The sequence below is a fragment of the Arsenophonus sp. aPb genome (genome assembly GCF_029873475.1).
Taxonomy (GTDB): Bacteria; Pseudomonadota; Gammaproteobacteria; order Enterobacterales; family Enterobacteriaceae; genus Arsenophonus.
Window position 1 is genome coordinate 61,413 of sequence record NZ_CP123499.1, and the last position, 17,736, is coordinate 79,148.

Consider the following 17,736-nt stretch of genomic DNA (forward strand, 5'->3'; position numbering starts at 1 on the left):
GGTATATAACAAAAAAATAGTGATGCTTAATTATTTGGGCATCACTATTTTTGTTCGTTTAATAATATATTATCTATATAATTTTAATGTTATGTAAGCCGATTAAAATCCCCAAATAGCCCATATTAAACTGATAAAAACAATAATACTTAATCCACTAATTAACATAAATTGTTTGCGAATGCGTTCACAACGTAAAATAACCTCCGGATCGTGGTGATTAATATATTGCTTAGTATTAATGTATCCAATTAGTTTTATATGCTTAGTCCATTGGCCATGGGCTGTAAAGAATCCGTTGCCATCAACAGATTGATAGAGCAGGGGATCAGATTCCCGCAGAATAAAAAGTAATACTCGGATTGAAGAAAAATATCGCATCATATTTATGATGCAAAGTATACATAATGCCCAAAACCATGCATGCATATTAAGATAATGACCTCAAAAAATACAGATTTAGCCGCTGATATTGTTTTTAACAATCACAAAAGAGAATATTTGCTCATCAGTTGCCGGTTTATTTTAATTGTAGAATAATCTAACAACTTCACAAAATGACCCTTTGGGATTATTTTTATCGATTTAATTTTTATGATATGTATTTTTTAACGAATAATTAATGTCTTCAACACTATGATTTTTATGCTAAATTATGGAAAAATTAGCTGGTTTGGTCTATGCTAATTATTAGTAAGGAATCTATTTTTCATAATTTAATGGGTAAAATTTTTGTTAAACTATGTTCAAGGTGATATTTAAGTATCAGGTTTGATCGCTAAATATTTATCATAAAAACAGCTATTCTTTTGTAAGAGCGACGTTTGAAAGGAGCTAAATATGGCTTACAAACATATTCTTGTTACGGTTGATTTGTCCCCAGAGAGTAAAATTTTAGTAGATAAAGCTGTCTCCATGGCAAAACCTTATAATGCAAAAGTTTCTTTAATTCATGTTGATGTAAATTATTCTGATCTTTATACCGGATTGATTGATGTGAATCTCGGTGATATGGAGCAACGTATTACCAAGGAAACTCACCATGCATTGACCAAATTAGCAAAAGAAGCAGATTATAAAATTGAAAAAGAATTGAGTGGTCGAGGTGATCTTGGGCAGGTTTTGGTCGATGCAATAAAAGAATATAAGGTAGATTTAGTGGTTTGTGGTCATCATCAAGATTTTTGGAGTAAGTTAATGTCTTCGGCTCGTCAACTAATTAATACTGTTCATGTTGATATGTTAATTGTGCCATTAAAGGATAGTGATTAATAATACTTATTGATAATTCAATTTTTTCAATAAAAACACTTGATTAATCAAGTGTTTTTTTGTTGATCTCCGATAATTTAAATTACTTATATTTTGCCGGAAAATGTGATTAAGACACAAAAAATCTCATTAAAAATAGAGATAAATTAGTGATATATTCAATAAGTGAATTCACATATAGCAGGTCGTTCTGAAAAATAAATGTTAATAAGTATGAAAATATCTTAATTTATCTTTTAATCTAAGGAATTTTGTATGAAAGGTTGCTTATCTTTAGAGACATTTCTAACACCAATCCAATCACGTTATGCTGATCAACCTGAATTCTTACAAGCCGTGCAAGAAGTTTTTACTTCCTTGGCACCGTTTTTACGCGATAACCCTCAATATTGTGAGCAGGGATTACTGCAAAGAATAGTAGAGCCTGAAAGGGTGATTCAGTTTCGTGTTTGCTGGGTTGATGATAAGGGAAATGTTCAAGTTAATCGAGCCTGGCGGGTACAATTTAATTCGGCAATCGGTCCTTTTAAAGGCGGAATGCGTTTTCATCCTTCTGTTAATTTATCAATTTTAAAATTTCTCGGCTTTGAACAAACTTTTAAAAATGCGTTAACCACTTTACCTATGGGCGGCGGTAAAGGGGGCTCAGATTTTGATCCCAAAGGAAAAAGCCATGCAGAAGTTATGCGTTTTTGTCAGGCATTGATAACAGAGCTTTACCGACATTTAGGTCCTTATACTGATGTTCCTGCTGGCGATATTGGCGTAGGTGGGCGTGAAGTCGGTTTTATGACAGGTATGATGAAAAAGCTGTCTAACAACACTTCCTGTGTTTTTACCGGTAAAGGCATGTCTTTTGGTGGTAGCTTAATTCGACCTGAGGCTACCGGTTATGGTTTGGTTTATTTTACTGATGCGATGTTAAAACATCATGGTTTATCGTTTGAGGGAAAACGCGTATCTGTTTCTGGGGCGGGGAATGTTGCTCAGTATGCTATTGAGAAATGTATGTCATTAGGTGCTAAGGTGGTTACTGCTTCCGATTCAAATGGCACCGTTGTTGATGAAGCAGGTTTTACACCAGAAAAACTTAAACGATTGGAAGCGATTAAAAATCAATATGGTCGGGTTGAGGCATATGCAGAAGAGTTTGGTTTGACTTATCTTAAAGAAAAAAACCCATGGTCGGTACCAGTAGATATTGCCTTACCTTGCGCCACTCAAAATGAACTTGATATAGATGATGCAAAAATTTTAATTAAGAATGGTGTCAAGGTGGTTGCTGAAGGTGCAAATATGCCGACGACTATTGAAGCTACGGATGCATTTCTTGAGGCTGGTGTGCTGTTTGGGCCGGGAAAAGCAGCTAATGCAGGGGGAGTAGCAACATCAGGTTTAGAAATGGCACAAAATGCGGCCCATTTGAGTTGGACTGCAGAAAAAGTGAATACCCGTTTGAAACATATTATGTTAGATATTCACCAGCATTGTGTGAAATATGGTGGAGAAGATAAGCAGACTAATTATGTGAAAGGCGCAAATATTGCTGGTTTTGTAAAAGTGGCCGACGCGATGTTAGCGCAAGGCATCCTGTAACAAATTAATAGTCATTGAGCAAAATAAAATTAATTATATAGCTAAATAACGTAACATTCTGAATATTATTTTGTTTATTGTACATCGCCTGCAACTATCCTTTCAGGCGATGTTTTTAGTAAATATGTCGATTATTATTTATCTATCATCTCACGTATAGCGCTATTAATCTTCATTTAAACTCATATGTAGGCGATCAAATAAAGGTTTAAATAAGTAATTTAGTAGTGACCGTTCACCGGTACGAATAAAGACCTCTACTGGCATACCTGGTTTGATGGTTAACTGATTAAGGCGTTGACGATTTTTGTCATTTACTTGAACCTGTAATAAATAATAGGGCTCGCCAGTTTGCTCATTAAGTAGCCTATCAGCAGAGATCATCGTCACATTTCCTTCCACTTTGGGAGTTGTGCTTTGATTAAATGCAGTAAATTGTAACTCTACCGGTAAACCTAATTTTACTTGATCAATTAATTGTACCGGAACACGTGCATCAACTAATAGTGGTTGATCATCGGGAACAATCTCCATCATTTTTTGTCCGGCAACGATTACGCCGCCCTCAGTAAAAACTGACATACCAATTATGGTGCCAGCAACGGGGGCACGTATTTGTGCATTAGCTAGTATAAACTTCGCTTTAACGAGTTGGCTGTTGGTATGATTAATCTTAGTTTGTGTGTCAGCTAGTTGGGCATGAACGTCTTTTTGATATTCTTGTTGGAGTTTTTCGCTAAGCAGTTTTTGCTCTAATATTTGATGTTGTATTCGACTAATATCACCAAGTGTTTGTGCTAAATTACCATCAACTTCAGTATATTTATTTTCAGTTTCTAGTAATGTATTGCGAGCAATATAGCCATTTTTTTCTAATTCCCTTAATCCTTCTAATTGTTGCAATAACATTGTAAGCTGTGTTTTTTGGCTTTTTGCTTTTTGTTGTTGGGCATATAGAATAGCGTTTAATCCGGTTATTTTTTCTTTAATACCGGCCAACTCTAATTGTAAAACTTGATATTGGTTTTCCAGCAATTGTTGATTTAATTGAATAAGCTCGCTTACATCATGTTCTTTCATTTCACTTTGTAAAGCGGATGAGATAATTAACCGTTTTTTGCCCTGCTGTTCTGCTAATAAACGGGCTTCTCTAACTAACAATTCGTGGTATTGTTTTAGTTTTATATTGTATTCCGAATGCACTTCAACGGTATTGAGTGTTAAAAGAATTTGTCCCGCTTGTACTTTTTCACCATTATTGACGGAGAGTTGTTCGATGATCCCGCCATATTGATGTTGAATAGTTTTATGATTGCCTGCCACAATCACATTCCCTGATACAGGAACGCCTTTATCTAAAGGAGCGAGTGCTGACCATAATAAAAAGCCACCAAATCCAATAGTCACTAATGACCAGCCTAAGTATACAGCTCGTTTTTCATTACTGATTAATTTGTCTGTTAAGATAGGAGATGATTTGTGATATTTACCTTGTACTGACATATTTTTTTCCATTAATTGCTATTATTTTTACCGGTGAAATATTGAAGGATCATGTTGTTAGTTGTGAAGTTTTATGTTCATTTAATAACGTTTGTGGTGTTCCAAAACGAGGTGACATGCCGGCTTGTAAAATTAGAACATGCTCTACATATCTGATCAGAAAAGGGCGGTGGGTAATTATAATAAGGGTGCAATGTTGTTTTTTAAGTTCTTCAATCGCAAGGCACAGTGCTTTATCTCCTTCGCTATCAAGATTAGAATTAGGTTCATCAAGAATAATTAAACGTGGAAGGCCATAAATAGCACGCGCCAAAGCTAAGCGCTGTTTTTGTCCGCCAGATAAGCCACGGCCATACTCACCTAATCGTGTATCATATCCATTGGGTAAAGCCAGAATTAAGTCATGCACTCGGGCAATCTTAGCAGCACTAATCACTTTGTCTACATCAATTTCACCAAAGCGAGCAATATTTTCTGCTATTGTGCCATCAAATAATTGTATATCTTGCGGTAGATAACCAATGTGAGGCCCTAAAATTTCTCTATCCATTTGGTGAATATTTGCACCATCCAACCGAATGTATCCTAAGGTAGGTGGAAGCGCTCCGACAAGTATCCGCGCTAATGTTGATTTTCCTGCACCAGATGCGCCAATAATAGCCAATGTTTGACCAGCAGAGAGTGAGAATTGAATATCAAATAACAGCGGTGGATATTCAGGATCAGGACGATAAAGAACATTTTCAACGCTTAATTCGCCAGTTGGAGCTGGTAAGGTCATCACTTGTTTACGGGGGGGATGCTGTTTGAATAACTGATCTAAGCGTTGATAAGCCTGCTTAGCATTATTGTATTGTTTGCTAACTGCAATAAGTTGATCGATGGGACTGAGTACACGTCCCACCAGAATAGAACTGGCAATCATCATGCCGGCGGTTAATTCATTGTTAGTGACTAACCAGGCACCCATACCTAATACCAGGGATTGGAGCATTAAACGTGCTATTTTTGACCAGGCGCTGCTAGCTGAAGTTCTTTCGCTGGCTAAATTTTGATGGGATAAAAAAGCGTGATGGTAAGTTGACCAACAACGACGAATATTACCTAACATGCCCATTGCCTCGATTACATCTGTATTACGCAAGTGGGTAGAGGCTTGATTAATGGCTTTGCGTGCCATCAGATTGGCTTGCGCCAGTGGTTTATGAGTATAGCGTTGATTCAGCCAAGCGAGTAGGGAAATAAAGGTTGCACCACCTAAGGCTAGATATCCTAACCAGGGATGAAGTAAAAATACCACACACAGAAAAAAGAGAAACCAGGGAGCATCAAATAAAGCAAATAAAGCATTACCTGTTACGAATTGGCGTAATGTTGTTAGATCACTTAACGCTTGGCTGGCCTGTGAATCACTATATTTTAAGCTTTGCTCGTAAGCTGCATTGAATACCGATTGATTAACTGATAAGTCTAGACCTGTGCTAATACGTATAACAATCAGATTACGCACCCATTCGAGTATGCCAATAAATGAATAAATACAAATAACAAGAAGTGTCAACATTAATAACGTCATTTTATTATTTGACGCTAAGACACGATCATAAACTTGTAACATATAAATTGAGGGTGCGATCATCAGTATATTGATAATAGCGGTAAATATTCCAATACTATAAAACGCTTTTTTATATGTTTTTATTTCATTAATTAATATGTTGGTATTTTTAGTTTTTGAATTGTCTATCATATTATTCCCATTTTTATTTTTATAAGATCCAATCCTAATACCTATTATTTAAATAATTAAAATATTGGAAAATGCTTTGCATTTTCCAATGTATTTAAAATTAGTAATCGAAGTTATTTTTATTAGGTTATATTATCTATTCCTATATATACATAATCTCTTCAGAAATAATCATTCCATTATCATTGTCCGTACACTCATTAATCTCATCCTGATAACCAGCATAGCCTATATTCGAATGTTGTCTATAATAAGACACATTTTCATTAGATTGTTTGTTGGCTAATAGTTGATAGGAAGGGTAATAACTGGAAGATTGTTCATTATAAAGAATTTCAGTGGTAATTTCATAGTCTAAATTTTTATTTTTTACAAAATTAATTTTTTTATAATCAGTATATCCTCGATTTGTATCGCCAATATCACCATCACCTTGTTCGAACAATATTGTTTCATCAATAATATCAATTTGTGGAGAATAAGAAGCAAGAAAATCATTGTAACTGTAGTTATAATCAATGGAAAAGAAAATATCACCTTGAAAATTATGATGATCATTCGATAACATGCCAATTTCAGTGTCATTATGGAATATTTTTACTTTAGTGACATATTTTTGATTATCAGAACTTCTTAATATTTCATTATTTTTATCTCTCGGAATTTGATAATCATTTGGATCATATTTAAGTTTAAACAGAGTACCTTCTGTATATTGTTTAAAATCTATTAAGCCAATATTAAGATGCTTATTTGAATGATCTTTTTTTTCGTATTGGTGGGCAAAAATGGGATCGATAAGTCTATATTCATCGGGTATGTCAGTATATTCAGTACCCTCTTGGTCACAAACAGCTAATTTATAAGCATTATCTTTTTTTATTAACTTAAGATAAGTTATTTCCTTTGGTAATTGATAGCGAATGTTTTTACCATGATCATGAATAAATAAATCACTTCCATCAATAAGGTTATTGTTTTGGTCTCTTAACTCTTCATTAATATAAAATCCGATAGTTTTGAAATCATAAAATGCCTTATTTTCTTTATGGAGTACTGCTTTATGTACATCATCTTCTGTACTTGCACTGCCTTTATTATCTAATAATTCACCTTTCTTGATGGTGTGACCATGTTCTTTTTGAAAGGCTGAATATTGAGCAAATGTAGAATCCTTATGATTGTATATTTTAGTATTTTTAAGTTGTAAAACTGGAAGCTTTTCTTGATTAATATGAGTAATATTCGGACTTAGTAATTCGTTTTTGTGTAAATGCGAAAAATCAAAATAGGGATCGTTATTAACTGCTCTACCATCGATAAATGCGGCTTTATATTGTCCATCTTCATTTTCAATCGCTAGGTAAGCTTTGTTATCATAATTAACATGAAATCGTTGTAGGCCATTATGAAAAATAAACATTTCATTATTTTCTTGGCCTTCAATTTGTTTAAATATACCGCTTTCACAAAGTAATTCGCTAACTTTTTCCTCTTCATTATATAAAGATAATGCACTAGCCATACCATTACCTAGTTTTTTAACGCTGAAAATGGTATCTAAAGGTCTATTGGTTAAGTCCGTATTGGTGACTGTATTGGCATTAATCTCTATTAATTCAGCGATTATTGCATCTATTTTTTCATCAGTTATTGGTTCATTAGAGTTTTGTTTAGCGTATTTTGATTTTACAATTTGGTGTTGATATTGATATTCACTACTTTCAGTATAATTTTTACTACCGTCTTTATTGGTAAATATTAATTTAAATTCATTGTTATTTTTTTTAATTAATTTCAAATGGCGATAATCACTGTCTAAACTGATATCGATATGGATATTCTTTGCGGCTGAAGAGCAACGAATGTAATTACCAAAACCCATATATTCTACAGTAGCAAATTCTCCAACCAATTCTTTTGTTGTTAAATTTTTTATATTAGCGGTGTAATAATTTACATCTTTAATTTCACCATCTATTATTTCTTTTTTGCTAGCAATAAATCCACCTTTAGTTACTTCTAATGCATTTATTTTTTGCATGGCATTATCAGTATTATTTTCAGTAAGCCAATCTTTAAATTTATTATTTTCTTTTTTAATTTGATCTAAATATTGTTCTGGATTTTTATTATGTAAGATTTTTTTTAATAATTTAGGGTTCTTATCATTTAAATGCATTATAATAGCATGCCCTGCTTTATAAACCATGTCATTATCATAAAAGTTATCTGAATATTTTAATTCTAAAAGCTGAGTTATATTTTTGGTTTTTATTTCATCTTCAGTCAGATCAATGCTATTTGATTGCGAATTAAATTTTTTATCGGATAAATGCTCAATATACTCAGCAATACCTTCTGTTAATACAGTAGGCAAACTACCAGCATTAGGTATATTAGTATGAGTTAAATAGTGGGTAAATTCATGTTTAAGATTAAGAATGTTGCCTTGTTGATATACATAGATGGTTGGTGGGCTATCTAGGTTTTCTTTATAGAATTTACCTCCTTCAGTACCTAAACCTTTTTTTTCGCCATAATATTGGTAATCTTCTTTATTATCGAATATATATATTTTTAGTGGCTGTTGGCTTGGTTTAATATCTTCTAAATTAGCAAATATTTTAAAATTATCTACAGTTTGTTCAAGTTCTTTAATTATTTTATTTTGTTTTTTTATGGTGAGATTTTTATAATGAAGAATAACCTTTATTTTTCCTGTTATAGTTATTTCTTGTTTTGAATTGTTGGTGTCGAAATAATAATCAAATTTGTCCTGTTGTTTTATTTTATAATCCACAAATTATCTCCAATTACATTAACAAATATCCATTTAAACAGTAACATTTGTTAAGCTACATTTATTTTTGTGTTATTGCAAGTTTATTTTAATGTTTATAATATGAATATTATTTTTAAAAAATTTGTTTTTTTAGGGCTACATACGGTGAATATTTTTATAAAATTGTTAACAAATAGTAAGTTTCACTATTTATTAACATTTTTGGTTGTTAATTATTTTTATTAATATTTAACAGGATGAATCTGTTGAACATAAATAAATATCAAAACGATGATTTTTAGTTTTGATCGTCGTTTGTGGTGAGATTTCTGCGAGGGGGGATGAATAATTGGGTCGTTTAACAACAACACGGCGTTTAGCTATCGTCATTGCCGGAATTAAAAGGTTATCGGCATCTTCATCATTACCAACAAGAGATTGAAAAACGCGCATTTCTTTTTTTACTAAGGCACTTTTTTGTCGATGGGGGTACATAGGATCGAGATAAACCACATCTGGGGCGGGTGATAGCGTTGCTAATGCATTAATACTTGAAGCATGTAGCAATGTCATTCTTTGTCTTAACCAGCTTCCTATTTCAGCATCAGCATAACCCCGCTCTAATCCGTCATCAAGCAGTGCCGCAACAACCGCATGACGTTCATACAGCCGTACTTGACAGCCTAGGGCAGCAAGGACAAAAGCATCTCTACCAAGACCGGCAGTCGCATCAACAATAGTGGGTAAGTAGGATTTTTTAATGCCAACCGCTTTGGCGATAGCTTCATTTCGTCCACCACCAAATTTACGCCGGTGTCTCATTGCACCTGAAACAAAATCTACATAAATGCCGCCTAATTTAGGTTCGTCTAATTTTTTTAGCTGTAAATGCGCTGGTGTGAGTACTAATGCCATTAATGCAGTCGGTGAGTGTTTAAGTTGCCATTTATCTGCAATAGACGATAAGGCGCTTTGAGAAGCGCCGGGTTCACAAATTAATTGGATATCAATTGCCATTTATTCATTAATACCATAACTGTGTAACATTGCATCTAGCTTTGGTTTTCGTCCGCGGAAACGTTCAAAAAGTACCATGGGTTCCTCTGAACCACCACGACTTAAAATATTATCAAGAAATGCTAATCCAGTACTGCGATTAAAAATACCTTCTTCGCTGAATCGTGAGAATGCATCGGCGGCTAAAACGTCGGCCCATAAATAACTATAGTAACCGGCCGCATAACCACCAGCAAAAATATGGCTAAATGCATGCGGGAAACGACTCCATTCTGGAGACGGTACTACTGCAACTTGTTGTTTAACCGATTGTAAGGTTGATAAAATTTGTCCGCTTTTTTGCGGCGAATATTCTGTATGTAAACGAAAATCAAATAAGCCAAATTCTAATTGACGAAGAATAAACATTGCAGCCTGATAATTTTTGGCTGCTAACATATTATCTAACATTGATTTTGGTAATGGTTCACCAGTTTCATAATGACCTGAAATAAAAGCAAGTGCTTCCGGTTCCCAACACCAATTTTCCATAAATTGACTTGGCAGTTCGATAGCATCCCAGGGTACACCATTAATGCCAGCAACATCCGCTACTTCAATTTGGGTTAACATATGGTGTAAACCATGGCCAAATTCATGGAATAGGGTAATAACTTCATCATGGGTAAACAGCGCCGGTTTATCACCAATGGGTTTGTTAAAATTACAGGTTAGGTAAGCCACCGGTTTTTGTTCGCTACCATCGGCATGTTTTAATTTGCCTGCACAATCATTCATCCAGGCACCGCCACGTTTATGTTCTCGGGCATAGAGATCTAAATAGAAGCTACCGCATAAATCACCGCGTTCATCATATAATTCGAAGAAACGCACATCGGGATGCCATATCTCCACATCATGACGTTCTTTAGCTGTCAAACCATAAATTCTGTTAATCACCTCGAACAGACCGTTTATAACCCGTTGTTCTGGAAAATAGGCACGTAGTTGTTCATTATCAATTGAAAATTTATGCTGTTTTTGCTTTTCACTGTAATAACCCAGATCCCAGGGCTCAAGTTTTTCAATCCCGTAGTGATCCTTAGCAAATTGGGACAATTCAGCAAGCTCTTTTTCACCTTGGTGGTAAGCTCGCTGGGCAAGATCGGTAAGAAAATCTAGCACCTGTTTGGGTGATTCGGCCATTTTAGTGGCTAACGATTTTTCAGCAAAGTTATTAAAACCAAGTAATTGAGCTAATTCGTAGCGTAAGGCTAAAATTTCGTCCATAACCTCGCTATTATCCCATTTACCAGCATTTGGCCCCTGATCAGAAGCACGGGTGTTATAGGCATGATGCATTTCTTGGCGTAGCTCACGATTATCAGCATAAGTCATAATCGGCAGATAGCTTGGCATATCTAACGTGAATAACCAGCCTTCTTCTCCTTTAGAGTTAGCTAATGCTTTTGCTGCTAACAGCGCACTTTCTGGTATACCAGCAAGCTTGTCGCTATTTTTAATCAATTGTGTCCAACCCATTGTTGCATCTAGGACATTATTGCTAAATTTAGTTTTTAATTCGGCAATTCGAATAGCAATTTCGCCATAACGCTTCTTTTTTTCTACAGGTAAACCAATTCCGGATAACTCAAAATCACGTAACGTATTTTCAATCGATTTACGTTGTGCTTGATTGAGTTTATCAAATTCAGCACTATTTTTTAGTGACTTATAAGCTTGATAAAGGCCGGTGTGTTGCCCCATCCAGGTACTAAATTCTGATAGCATAGGTAAACAGTTATCATAAACTTGTCGTAACTCATCACTATTTTTTACTGCATGGAGGTGACTAACGGGTGACCAAGCGCGGGAGAGTCGGTTGTTAGCTTCTTCTAATGGTTGGCATAAATTGTTCCAGCTAAAGGTGCTATTTTCTTTAAGTATGGTCTCAATTGTCTGTCGATAGCCATTTAATACAGTGTTTACCGCTGGGATCACATCTTGCGGTGTGATGGTGTAAAAATGGGGTAACACCGATTTTGTTAGTAAAGGATTTGTCATAATAAAAACATCCTGTGATTAATTATCCTATTTGCTAGGTAAAATTAAATATATAAGAGATGTGATTAAGATATGGCCACATACGGCTGAGTTCAATATTAGGCTAGATATTTTATCTGATTTTTTGCGAGATTGTTTAAATACATAGGTTTAGAATTTCTGCAAATAGGATTATAATGATTACCAATTTTTCCATGGAAGATCATCGTCCCCGGTGGGGTGGCTGGACTTCAAATCCAGATGGGGCCGCCAGCGGTCCTTGGCAGGTTCGACTCCTGTGGTCTTCCACCAATTGAGTCAATCTAATTCTACTAATCTCTTATCAATATATCTATTTTTAATTCAACGGATATCAACTTAGTTCAACCTAAATCAATAGGTTTGTGGCGGCACTTTTGGGTATGTTTATTTTTTCGGAGAAAATCGGGGAAATAGTTATAAATCAATAAATAGTGTCACTCAAACCATACAAATTTCCTGTAAGGAAAGGGCTATATCTGTTAGTGAAACCTGGTGGTGCTAAATACAGGAGTATGGGATACCTCTTTTTAGGCAAAGGGGAATGATTAGCGTTTGAGGCTTATTGTGAAATCACGCCTAGTGCAAACAAGGAGAGAAAAAAGGATGCAGCAAGGAAGTTACTTGTTTCAGAAAGTAACCCTGCCCAGAAATTCATTTGCGTCAATATGCCTGCCTTTTTCAGTAAGAAAAACCGATACCATGTTTCTTTTCAAAATACACCTCAGTCCCTGTATACCAGTATTCTTTATAGGATACATTTATCTTTACTTATTTTTTGTTTAGGTGGCTAAGCTGAGGGATCCAGAGTGTATAGAATATCTGTTAATCTAACCCTTTGAGACTATTAAAATTAAATTTTCCTTTAGCTATACAGGAGCTCAGTTATTCAGGAATCTGTTCTGTACTCATCCAAACCGGATACCAAATAATCCGCCATCCTCGGTAGCATCAGTAAGGTGTGTGGGGAGTACATATTCCTGAAGATCGAAACCTTCAATAGCTTCCTTAAAAGCATCATCTTCATTCATTGTGACGATATACTGGAAACCGATCTCTTGCGCTATTTCAGCACCGAGGCGTAATGCACTGATCACCTGACGTCCATCAACACCATCGAATAAATGGCTATCGTGTATTAGAAATCCGGGTCCAGTCTGACGTTTGGTACACAAACGCATAAGCATCATATCAAAGCAAAATATTTGCATACTCTTAATACCTTTACTACGTTCTCCCTGCATAGGAAATCTGAATACAGGGCCATTGGATGTTTCATCGATGGTCATGCTACCAGCTGATTCGTACAAACGTTGAGATGTTTCTTCATAAGCTACAATAGCTTCTGCTAAGAGATCTTTTTGCTCAGTAAAGTCACGCCGCAGACGGATCATCAGACGATTACGTTCAATTTCGAGTTCATTCTTAGTTCCTTCAAGTTGCTCTGCAGCTTCAAAACGTTGTCGCAAGGTTTTTACTTCAGACTCCATTCTTCCCAGTTCACCCTGTAGTTTGAGAAATTGCTCTAATGCCCCATGACTACGGAGAATATTTAGAATTTCACTACGTCGGTGGTCAAGTTGTGCTTTTTTTGTATCACGTAATTCAATCCGTAATTTTGCTGCTTCTAGCTCACTGGAAAGATAATCTTTGCGGTTACGTATCACTGATTCGTGGAAATTTTTCACATCTTCATACTGGCGTTTAACTAACCCGGGAAGTATGAGACCAACTTCTTTATAAACCGCCTGTAAATCTTCATGATCAGGGGGAACTTCAGATGAAAGTGCATTTTCAAGATCACTAATTGCAGAAAAATCAAGCATATTAGCATTAGCTAATTCATTAAGCTGGTGAGTTAGTGTAGTACTCTCCATTTCCAATTCTCGGTATTCTGGCAATACGCAGAATACATCAATTTCTGAGCGAAGCTTTTTAAGGCGTGCTTCCTGAATAGTCAATTCAGTACGTAAATCAGCAGCTTTACCAATGATTGAGCCGAATACGCCGTTGCCTGCTGCTTTTTTAAGCTCAGCAAGGGTTTTTTCCCGCTCCCGAACAGTCTGCCAATCACGTGCAATTTGCCAGTCTAATCCGAGTAAAAACATTAGAGCCATCTGCATATCACCAGTACTCTGCATCGTGGCTTGCTTTTCTGGGCTCATAAAAGCGCCATTTGCTTGCCTGCGAGCAAAGTAGGAAAATAGAGATCTGAATGAAGGTGGTTTACTGCCAGCGGCTTTAGGGCTACTCAAACCAAATATTTGTTCTCCAAGAAGTGAGCACCACTCAGTAGGTGAGTATTTAATTTTTTCTGCGGATGGGGTCGTAACAAAAATTTTAGCCTTTGAACCACCGCTGCGTTCTACAACTGTAGATTCTGAGCTCAGATCAAAGTCTAGGCCAAACGTGTATTCAGCCAGTTCGGGAGTACGAAATATTGATTTTGGATCTGCTTCCGCTCCAAATAAAAAATGCACCAACTCAACAAAACTAGTTTTACCAGCACGATTACGCGTTTGCTTACTGGTGGCACCTTTCGTTTTTTGAGCTATCAGTATATTCAGTCCCGGCTTCAGCTCACCAATATTCTTGAAGCTCGGCAGCGTACTATAAATGTAATGAATCAAGCTGACCTCCGAGCCATAAGGCCATTTTCAAGTTCAATAGCTCCAAGAGTGTACAAAAGATCGAGAGCAAGCAAGAACCAGTCGTAGGTTATCTTTCTGGGTATAACTGTGATATCTGTATCAGGTATATTCAGCTCTTCCCAGATTGCAGAAACTGTCTTGGGGCAAGTAATCAATGTGAGGATTTGTGCGCCTACTGTTAATAATGCTCTGTCTTGTGGCAAATGTTTGGATGGCAGGATCATACTGTCCTCATTGCTTTTGCATCTTCAAAAATTTCACACTTATCAAACAGGTACGCCATAACAGCTAATACAGCCGCCTTATGCAACGGTGTTGTATTAGTGGTGCCTCCAGCCCATGCTTCTAAGCGACCAAATATCTCATCAGGGTGAAGTATTGGCGTCTGCTCTCGTAATAGTATGTATTCACGATTAAACGCTTGTGCAATTTGTTCACCATACGTTGGATTTCTCCAATTACCAAAAAACTGTGCAACAAGAGGTGATTTTTGCATACCAATTTTCAGAAAATCAGCAACTTCTTGAGATAAAAAATTAGCTTCAATCTTTCCTTGCGACACTTCTTTTACTTCTATTGTAGTTGGTGCCGACCTAATACTAATATGCGTAAGTACAGCTGCTAAGTCACTGAAACCCAGATTAACGTTGGCCTCCATTGTCAGTGAGGGCCCGAACCATGATTCAAGATCCTGCAGACTCAGTTGCCGAAACAGGAGCAGCATGTTCTCATATCCCCAATGACTGATCCTGATAGCTGGATTATTTTCTCTGAGCTCAGCTAAGACTTCAATTACGTGAGGACCGAGGCGTCCATCAGGAGCATTGTGGACAAAAATCCATTCGTCAAAATATTTTTCCCAGTGTTCTTTTGCACCTTTAAAATCTTCATTGATTTTCCTGATGGCTTCGGCCGCACTCAGTTCGTTAGGAGCATATAACTGGAACAGCATGCGCATAGAAAATAAATACCCGTCATTCTTTCGGTCACCAACATTACCCCAAGGGCGGCAAGCCATGAAATCGTCGTGATATACTTTCGACATTAGTTTTTCAAACAGATGCTGAAATCCATCCCCTTTGGATTCAAGGAAAGCAATACGAAAATCTTTTTCATAGTTAAGCTGTTGTATACGATCCATTCGTTTATATTCCGATCTTAATATTCACTGAATGTATTAAATAAAGACAGATATCCATAGTCTATGTCGTTATAAGAGATAGCACATCTAACGTATGTCTAAAAATACTTCCACATCTTTGTAGTATTTGTTTGCATATTCTTGTCTGTCTCAGTCCATATTGCTTTATTGTATGTTACTTTAGTTATTGCGTCATGGACTCTACTTCATATATTCAAAGCTTTTTCACTCAAAATTTTCTGCAGTTTTCTACGTCAAAGATCTGTGGTGAGATTCTTTTTTGTCTAGTATTCGGGGAATACTCGTCATAATCACTGACCAAGCGACACATAATCATCCATTATCCGCTCCAACCCCGAGTTTTCCAAGTCTTCCAACCAGCCATTCCCTCAGTTGTTTTTCCGTTTTCATCTTTCAAGATATTATTCAGCTAATCATCTTATGGAAAGCCTAGCAGCAAATATACCAAAACAACCACATCAGTTTGGGACGTAACTTAGAGTATTGGACGATTTAAACAGGCTAATTAGTTTATTAGCAAAAGAACGTTACCCAAGCCAGATGTATTTGTTAAGTAGAATGACTTCTAGCATCGGCTGATAGCGTAATAGTCAGTCATCAACCTCTAAGTTGATATACAATCAGATTGAATAGATAAGGGCTCAGGAAGCGTTTTACTGTGTATTAAGCGATACAGGTATACAAGGACAGCGGGTGTACTGCCGATATCAGGAAAGCGCATGTTAGCCATCCTCAGTTGGTGGTTGTTTTGAATAAGTGGATAACACATTCCCTGGCAAACAGCGAGTTTGGTAAAGCCATCCAACTAGAGTTGATAATGGCGTAGGCGAGCATGATATTTTTTAACGTTAATCTGATGTGATTTAAAGGTGGGCACTAATGTTGTAGCACGGGATCGTTATTCGTTGATTAAATTTTGGATTCAGTAATTCGATCCTGTAACCCGTTTTCAACTAGGCTCTTCAGCTAAAGAGCTACGACCTAATTTTATCGGCTTGAGGAATTCATTATCTTGCATGAGCTTATAAAACTATTTATCCAACCCTGTTAATTGGGAAATGAATTTCATATCAATAAATTAATCATTCAGAATAGAAGTAGATAATGATGTAGAGCTAAAATTTGTCATGAGGAATTTAATAGGTTAAGTCAGAAGTGATATCAATTGAGTTAAAGGGATATCATATTGCGTCATGACATCCTTTGTTTAGTAATTAATTATTGACTATATCCCACCATTCTATTTCCATCTTTATATGCTTTACTATAGTTTTTAACGAAATACGAGAAATCGTCAATCAAAAGTTAGGTTATTATTTATTGTGAGATTTATGTTTAACATTGTAGATCTTAACATTACTAAACAAACCACTATTTTCAATTAAGTTATCGCTGTGTTTAACCACAATTTTATTTTTAATAAAATAAATAAAAGTAAGCATATAACAATCCCTTATCTTAATAAATCAAAGAAATAATCAAATATTAACTTGTAATGAGTAAAAATAGTTATTTTCATTAACAATTTAGCCAGGTGACCAGTTTTAGTTGTTTATAAAACGCCAAATACATTGGGAAATGTGAAACTATGCACAAAAATAAACAAATAAAGAAGATAACGTATTAAAACCGTTATTTGCTCTAGGTTAATGATATGTATATAGATTTTTAAAAATACTAACGATAGCTGCCATTTTGTTCTGGGTTACTAATCGTGTTTCAAATTGGTAGTGAAAGTGAAAACTCTCAACTCTCAGAGGTTGTAACGCTACAACCTGAAAAACCTTCATATCTAATACTTCCCCGCACAAGTGAGGTTTGAAGATGCTTGATATCGTCGGTTAACTGAGCAAATACAAATGAAATGTTGAAATGCCAAATCGGCTTGAGAGGCAGTTTGTGGTTAGTCAACGATGGTTAAGTTTGGTGTGGTGGCTTC

The 17,736-nt window shown here is 35.8% G+C and carries 11 protein-coding genes and 1 tRNA gene; 3 read left to right on the forward strand and 9 right to left on the reverse strand.

All coding sequences use genetic code 11. The features are described from left to right. Nucleotides 1–102: 102 nt before the first annotated feature. A complete protein-coding gene (gene uspB, locus QE177_RS00260; RefSeq protein ID WP_280550783.1) occupies nucleotides 103–429 on the reverse strand; it encodes a universal stress protein UspB in 327 nt (108 codons plus the stop codon). Nucleotides 430–840: 411 nt separating this feature from the next. Between uspB and uspA the strand changes: the two genes are divergently transcribed. Continuing rightward, nucleotides 841–1,272 carry a universal stress protein UspA gene (gene uspA / locus QE177_RS00265; protein WP_280550784.1) on the forward strand — a complete coding sequence of 144 codons (432 nt, stop codon included), beginning with the start codon at nucleotides 841–843 and terminating at the stop codon, nucleotides 1,270–1,272. 255 nt (nucleotides 1,273–1,527) lie between these two features. Then, nucleotides 1,528–2,868, forward strand: coding sequence for an NADP-specific glutamate dehydrogenase (gdhA, locus tag QE177_RS00270; protein ID WP_280550785.1), 1,341 nt, complete (start codon nucleotides 1,528–1,530; stop codon nucleotides 2,866–2,868). A gap of 165 nt (nucleotides 2,869–3,033) precedes the next feature. On the opposite strand, the gene QE177_RS00275 is transcribed toward gdhA, so the two are convergent. From QE177_RS00275 to prlC, 5 genes are all read right to left on the reverse strand, one after another. After that, a complete protein-coding gene (locus QE177_RS00275) occupies nucleotides 3,034–4,371 on the reverse strand; it encodes an HlyD family type I secretion periplasmic adaptor subunit (protein ID WP_280550786.1) in 1,338 nt (445 codons plus the stop codon). A 49-nt stretch (nucleotides 4,372–4,420) separates the two neighbouring features. Beyond that, entirely contained in the window at nucleotides 4,421–6,121 is a 1,701-nt protein-coding gene (locus tag QE177_RS00280; protein WP_280550787.1) for a type I secretion system permease/ATPase, read from the reverse strand. Between the two features lie 142 nt (nucleotides 6,122–6,263). Continuing rightward, on the reverse strand, nucleotides 6,264–8,924 hold the full coding sequence (locus QE177_RS00285) for a hypothetical protein (RefSeq protein WP_280550788.1): 2,661 nt from the start codon (nucleotides 8,922–8,924) through the stop codon (nucleotides 6,264–6,266). A 231-nt stretch (nucleotides 8,925–9,155) separates the two neighbouring features. Beyond that, complete coding sequence (gene rsmJ / locus QE177_RS00290) at nucleotides 9,156–9,923, reverse strand: 16S rRNA (guanine(1516)-N(2))-methyltransferase RsmJ (RefSeq protein ID WP_280550789.1); 768 nt, start codon at nucleotides 9,921–9,923, stop codon at nucleotides 9,156–9,158. Further along, complete coding sequence (prlC, locus tag QE177_RS00295) at nucleotides 9,924–11,966, reverse strand: oligopeptidase A (protein WP_280550790.1); 2,043 nt, start codon at nucleotides 11,964–11,966, stop codon at nucleotides 9,924–9,926. Between the two features lie 196 nt (nucleotides 11,967–12,162). Here prlC and QE177_RS00300 point away from each other — a divergent pair. Further along, nucleotides 12,163–12,257, forward strand: a tRNA-Sec gene (locus QE177_RS00300). A gap of 635 nt (nucleotides 12,258–12,892) precedes the next feature. Here the strand turns inward: QE177_RS00300 and QE177_RS00305 are convergent. Genes QE177_RS00305 through QE177_RS00315 form a run of 3 tightly spaced genes read right to left on the reverse strand, consistent with a single transcriptional unit; the run spans nucleotide 12,893 to nucleotide 15,776 of the window. Next, nucleotides 12,893–14,614: an ABC-three component system protein gene (locus QE177_RS00305; protein WP_280550791.1), complete on the reverse strand. Its 1,722-nt coding sequence runs from the start codon at nucleotides 14,612–14,614 to the stop codon at nucleotides 12,893–12,895. Further along, nucleotides 14,611–14,859 (reverse strand): ABC-three component system middle component 6, encoded by a 249-nt coding sequence (locus QE177_RS00310; RefSeq protein ID WP_280550792.1) that lies wholly within the window; start codon nucleotides 14,857–14,859, stop codon nucleotides 14,611–14,613. The genes QE177_RS00305 and QE177_RS00310 overlap by 4 nt, the downstream gene beginning before the upstream one ends. Beyond that, entirely contained in the window at nucleotides 14,856–15,776 is a 921-nt protein-coding gene (locus QE177_RS00315; protein WP_280550793.1) for an ABC-three component system protein, read from the reverse strand. The genes QE177_RS00310 and QE177_RS00315 overlap by 4 nt, the downstream gene beginning before the upstream one ends. Nucleotides 15,777–17,736: the final 1,960 nt, after the last annotated feature.

What these genes read in the sequence shown, in the direction of transcription:
- QE177_RS00275 (WP_280550786.1), bottom strand. Translation starts at nt 4,371, where the DNA reads ATGTCAGTACAAGGTAAATATCACAAATCATCTCCTATCTTAACAGAC.
- QE177_RS00310 (WP_280550792.1), bottom strand. Translation starts at nt 14,859, where the DNA reads ATGATCCTGCCATCCAAACATTTGCCACAAGACAGAGCATTATTAACA.
- uspB (WP_280550783.1), bottom strand. Translation starts at nt 429, where the DNA reads ATGCATGCATGGTTTTGGGCATTATGTATACTTTGCATCATAAATATG.
- uspA (WP_280550784.1), top strand. Translation starts at nt 841, where the DNA reads ATGGCTTACAAACATATTCTTGTTACGGTTGATTTGTCCCCAGAGAGT.
- QE177_RS00280 (WP_280550787.1), bottom strand. Translation starts at nt 6,121, where the DNA reads ATGATAGACAATTCAAAAACTAAAAATACCAACATATTAATTAATGAA.
- gdhA (WP_280550785.1), top strand. Translation starts at nt 1,528, where the DNA reads ATGAAAGGTTGCTTATCTTTAGAGACATTTCTAACACCAATCCAATCA.
- rsmJ (WP_280550789.1), bottom strand. Translation starts at nt 9,923, where the DNA reads ATGGCAATTGATATCCAATTAATTTGTGAACCCGGCGCTTCTCAAAGC.
- QE177_RS00315 (WP_280550793.1), bottom strand. Translation starts at nt 15,776, where the DNA reads ATGGATCGTATACAACAGCTTAACTATGAAAAAGATTTTCGTATTGCT.
- prlC (WP_280550790.1), bottom strand. Translation starts at nt 11,966, where the DNA reads ATGACAAATCCTTTACTAACAAAATCGGTGTTACCCCATTTTTACACC.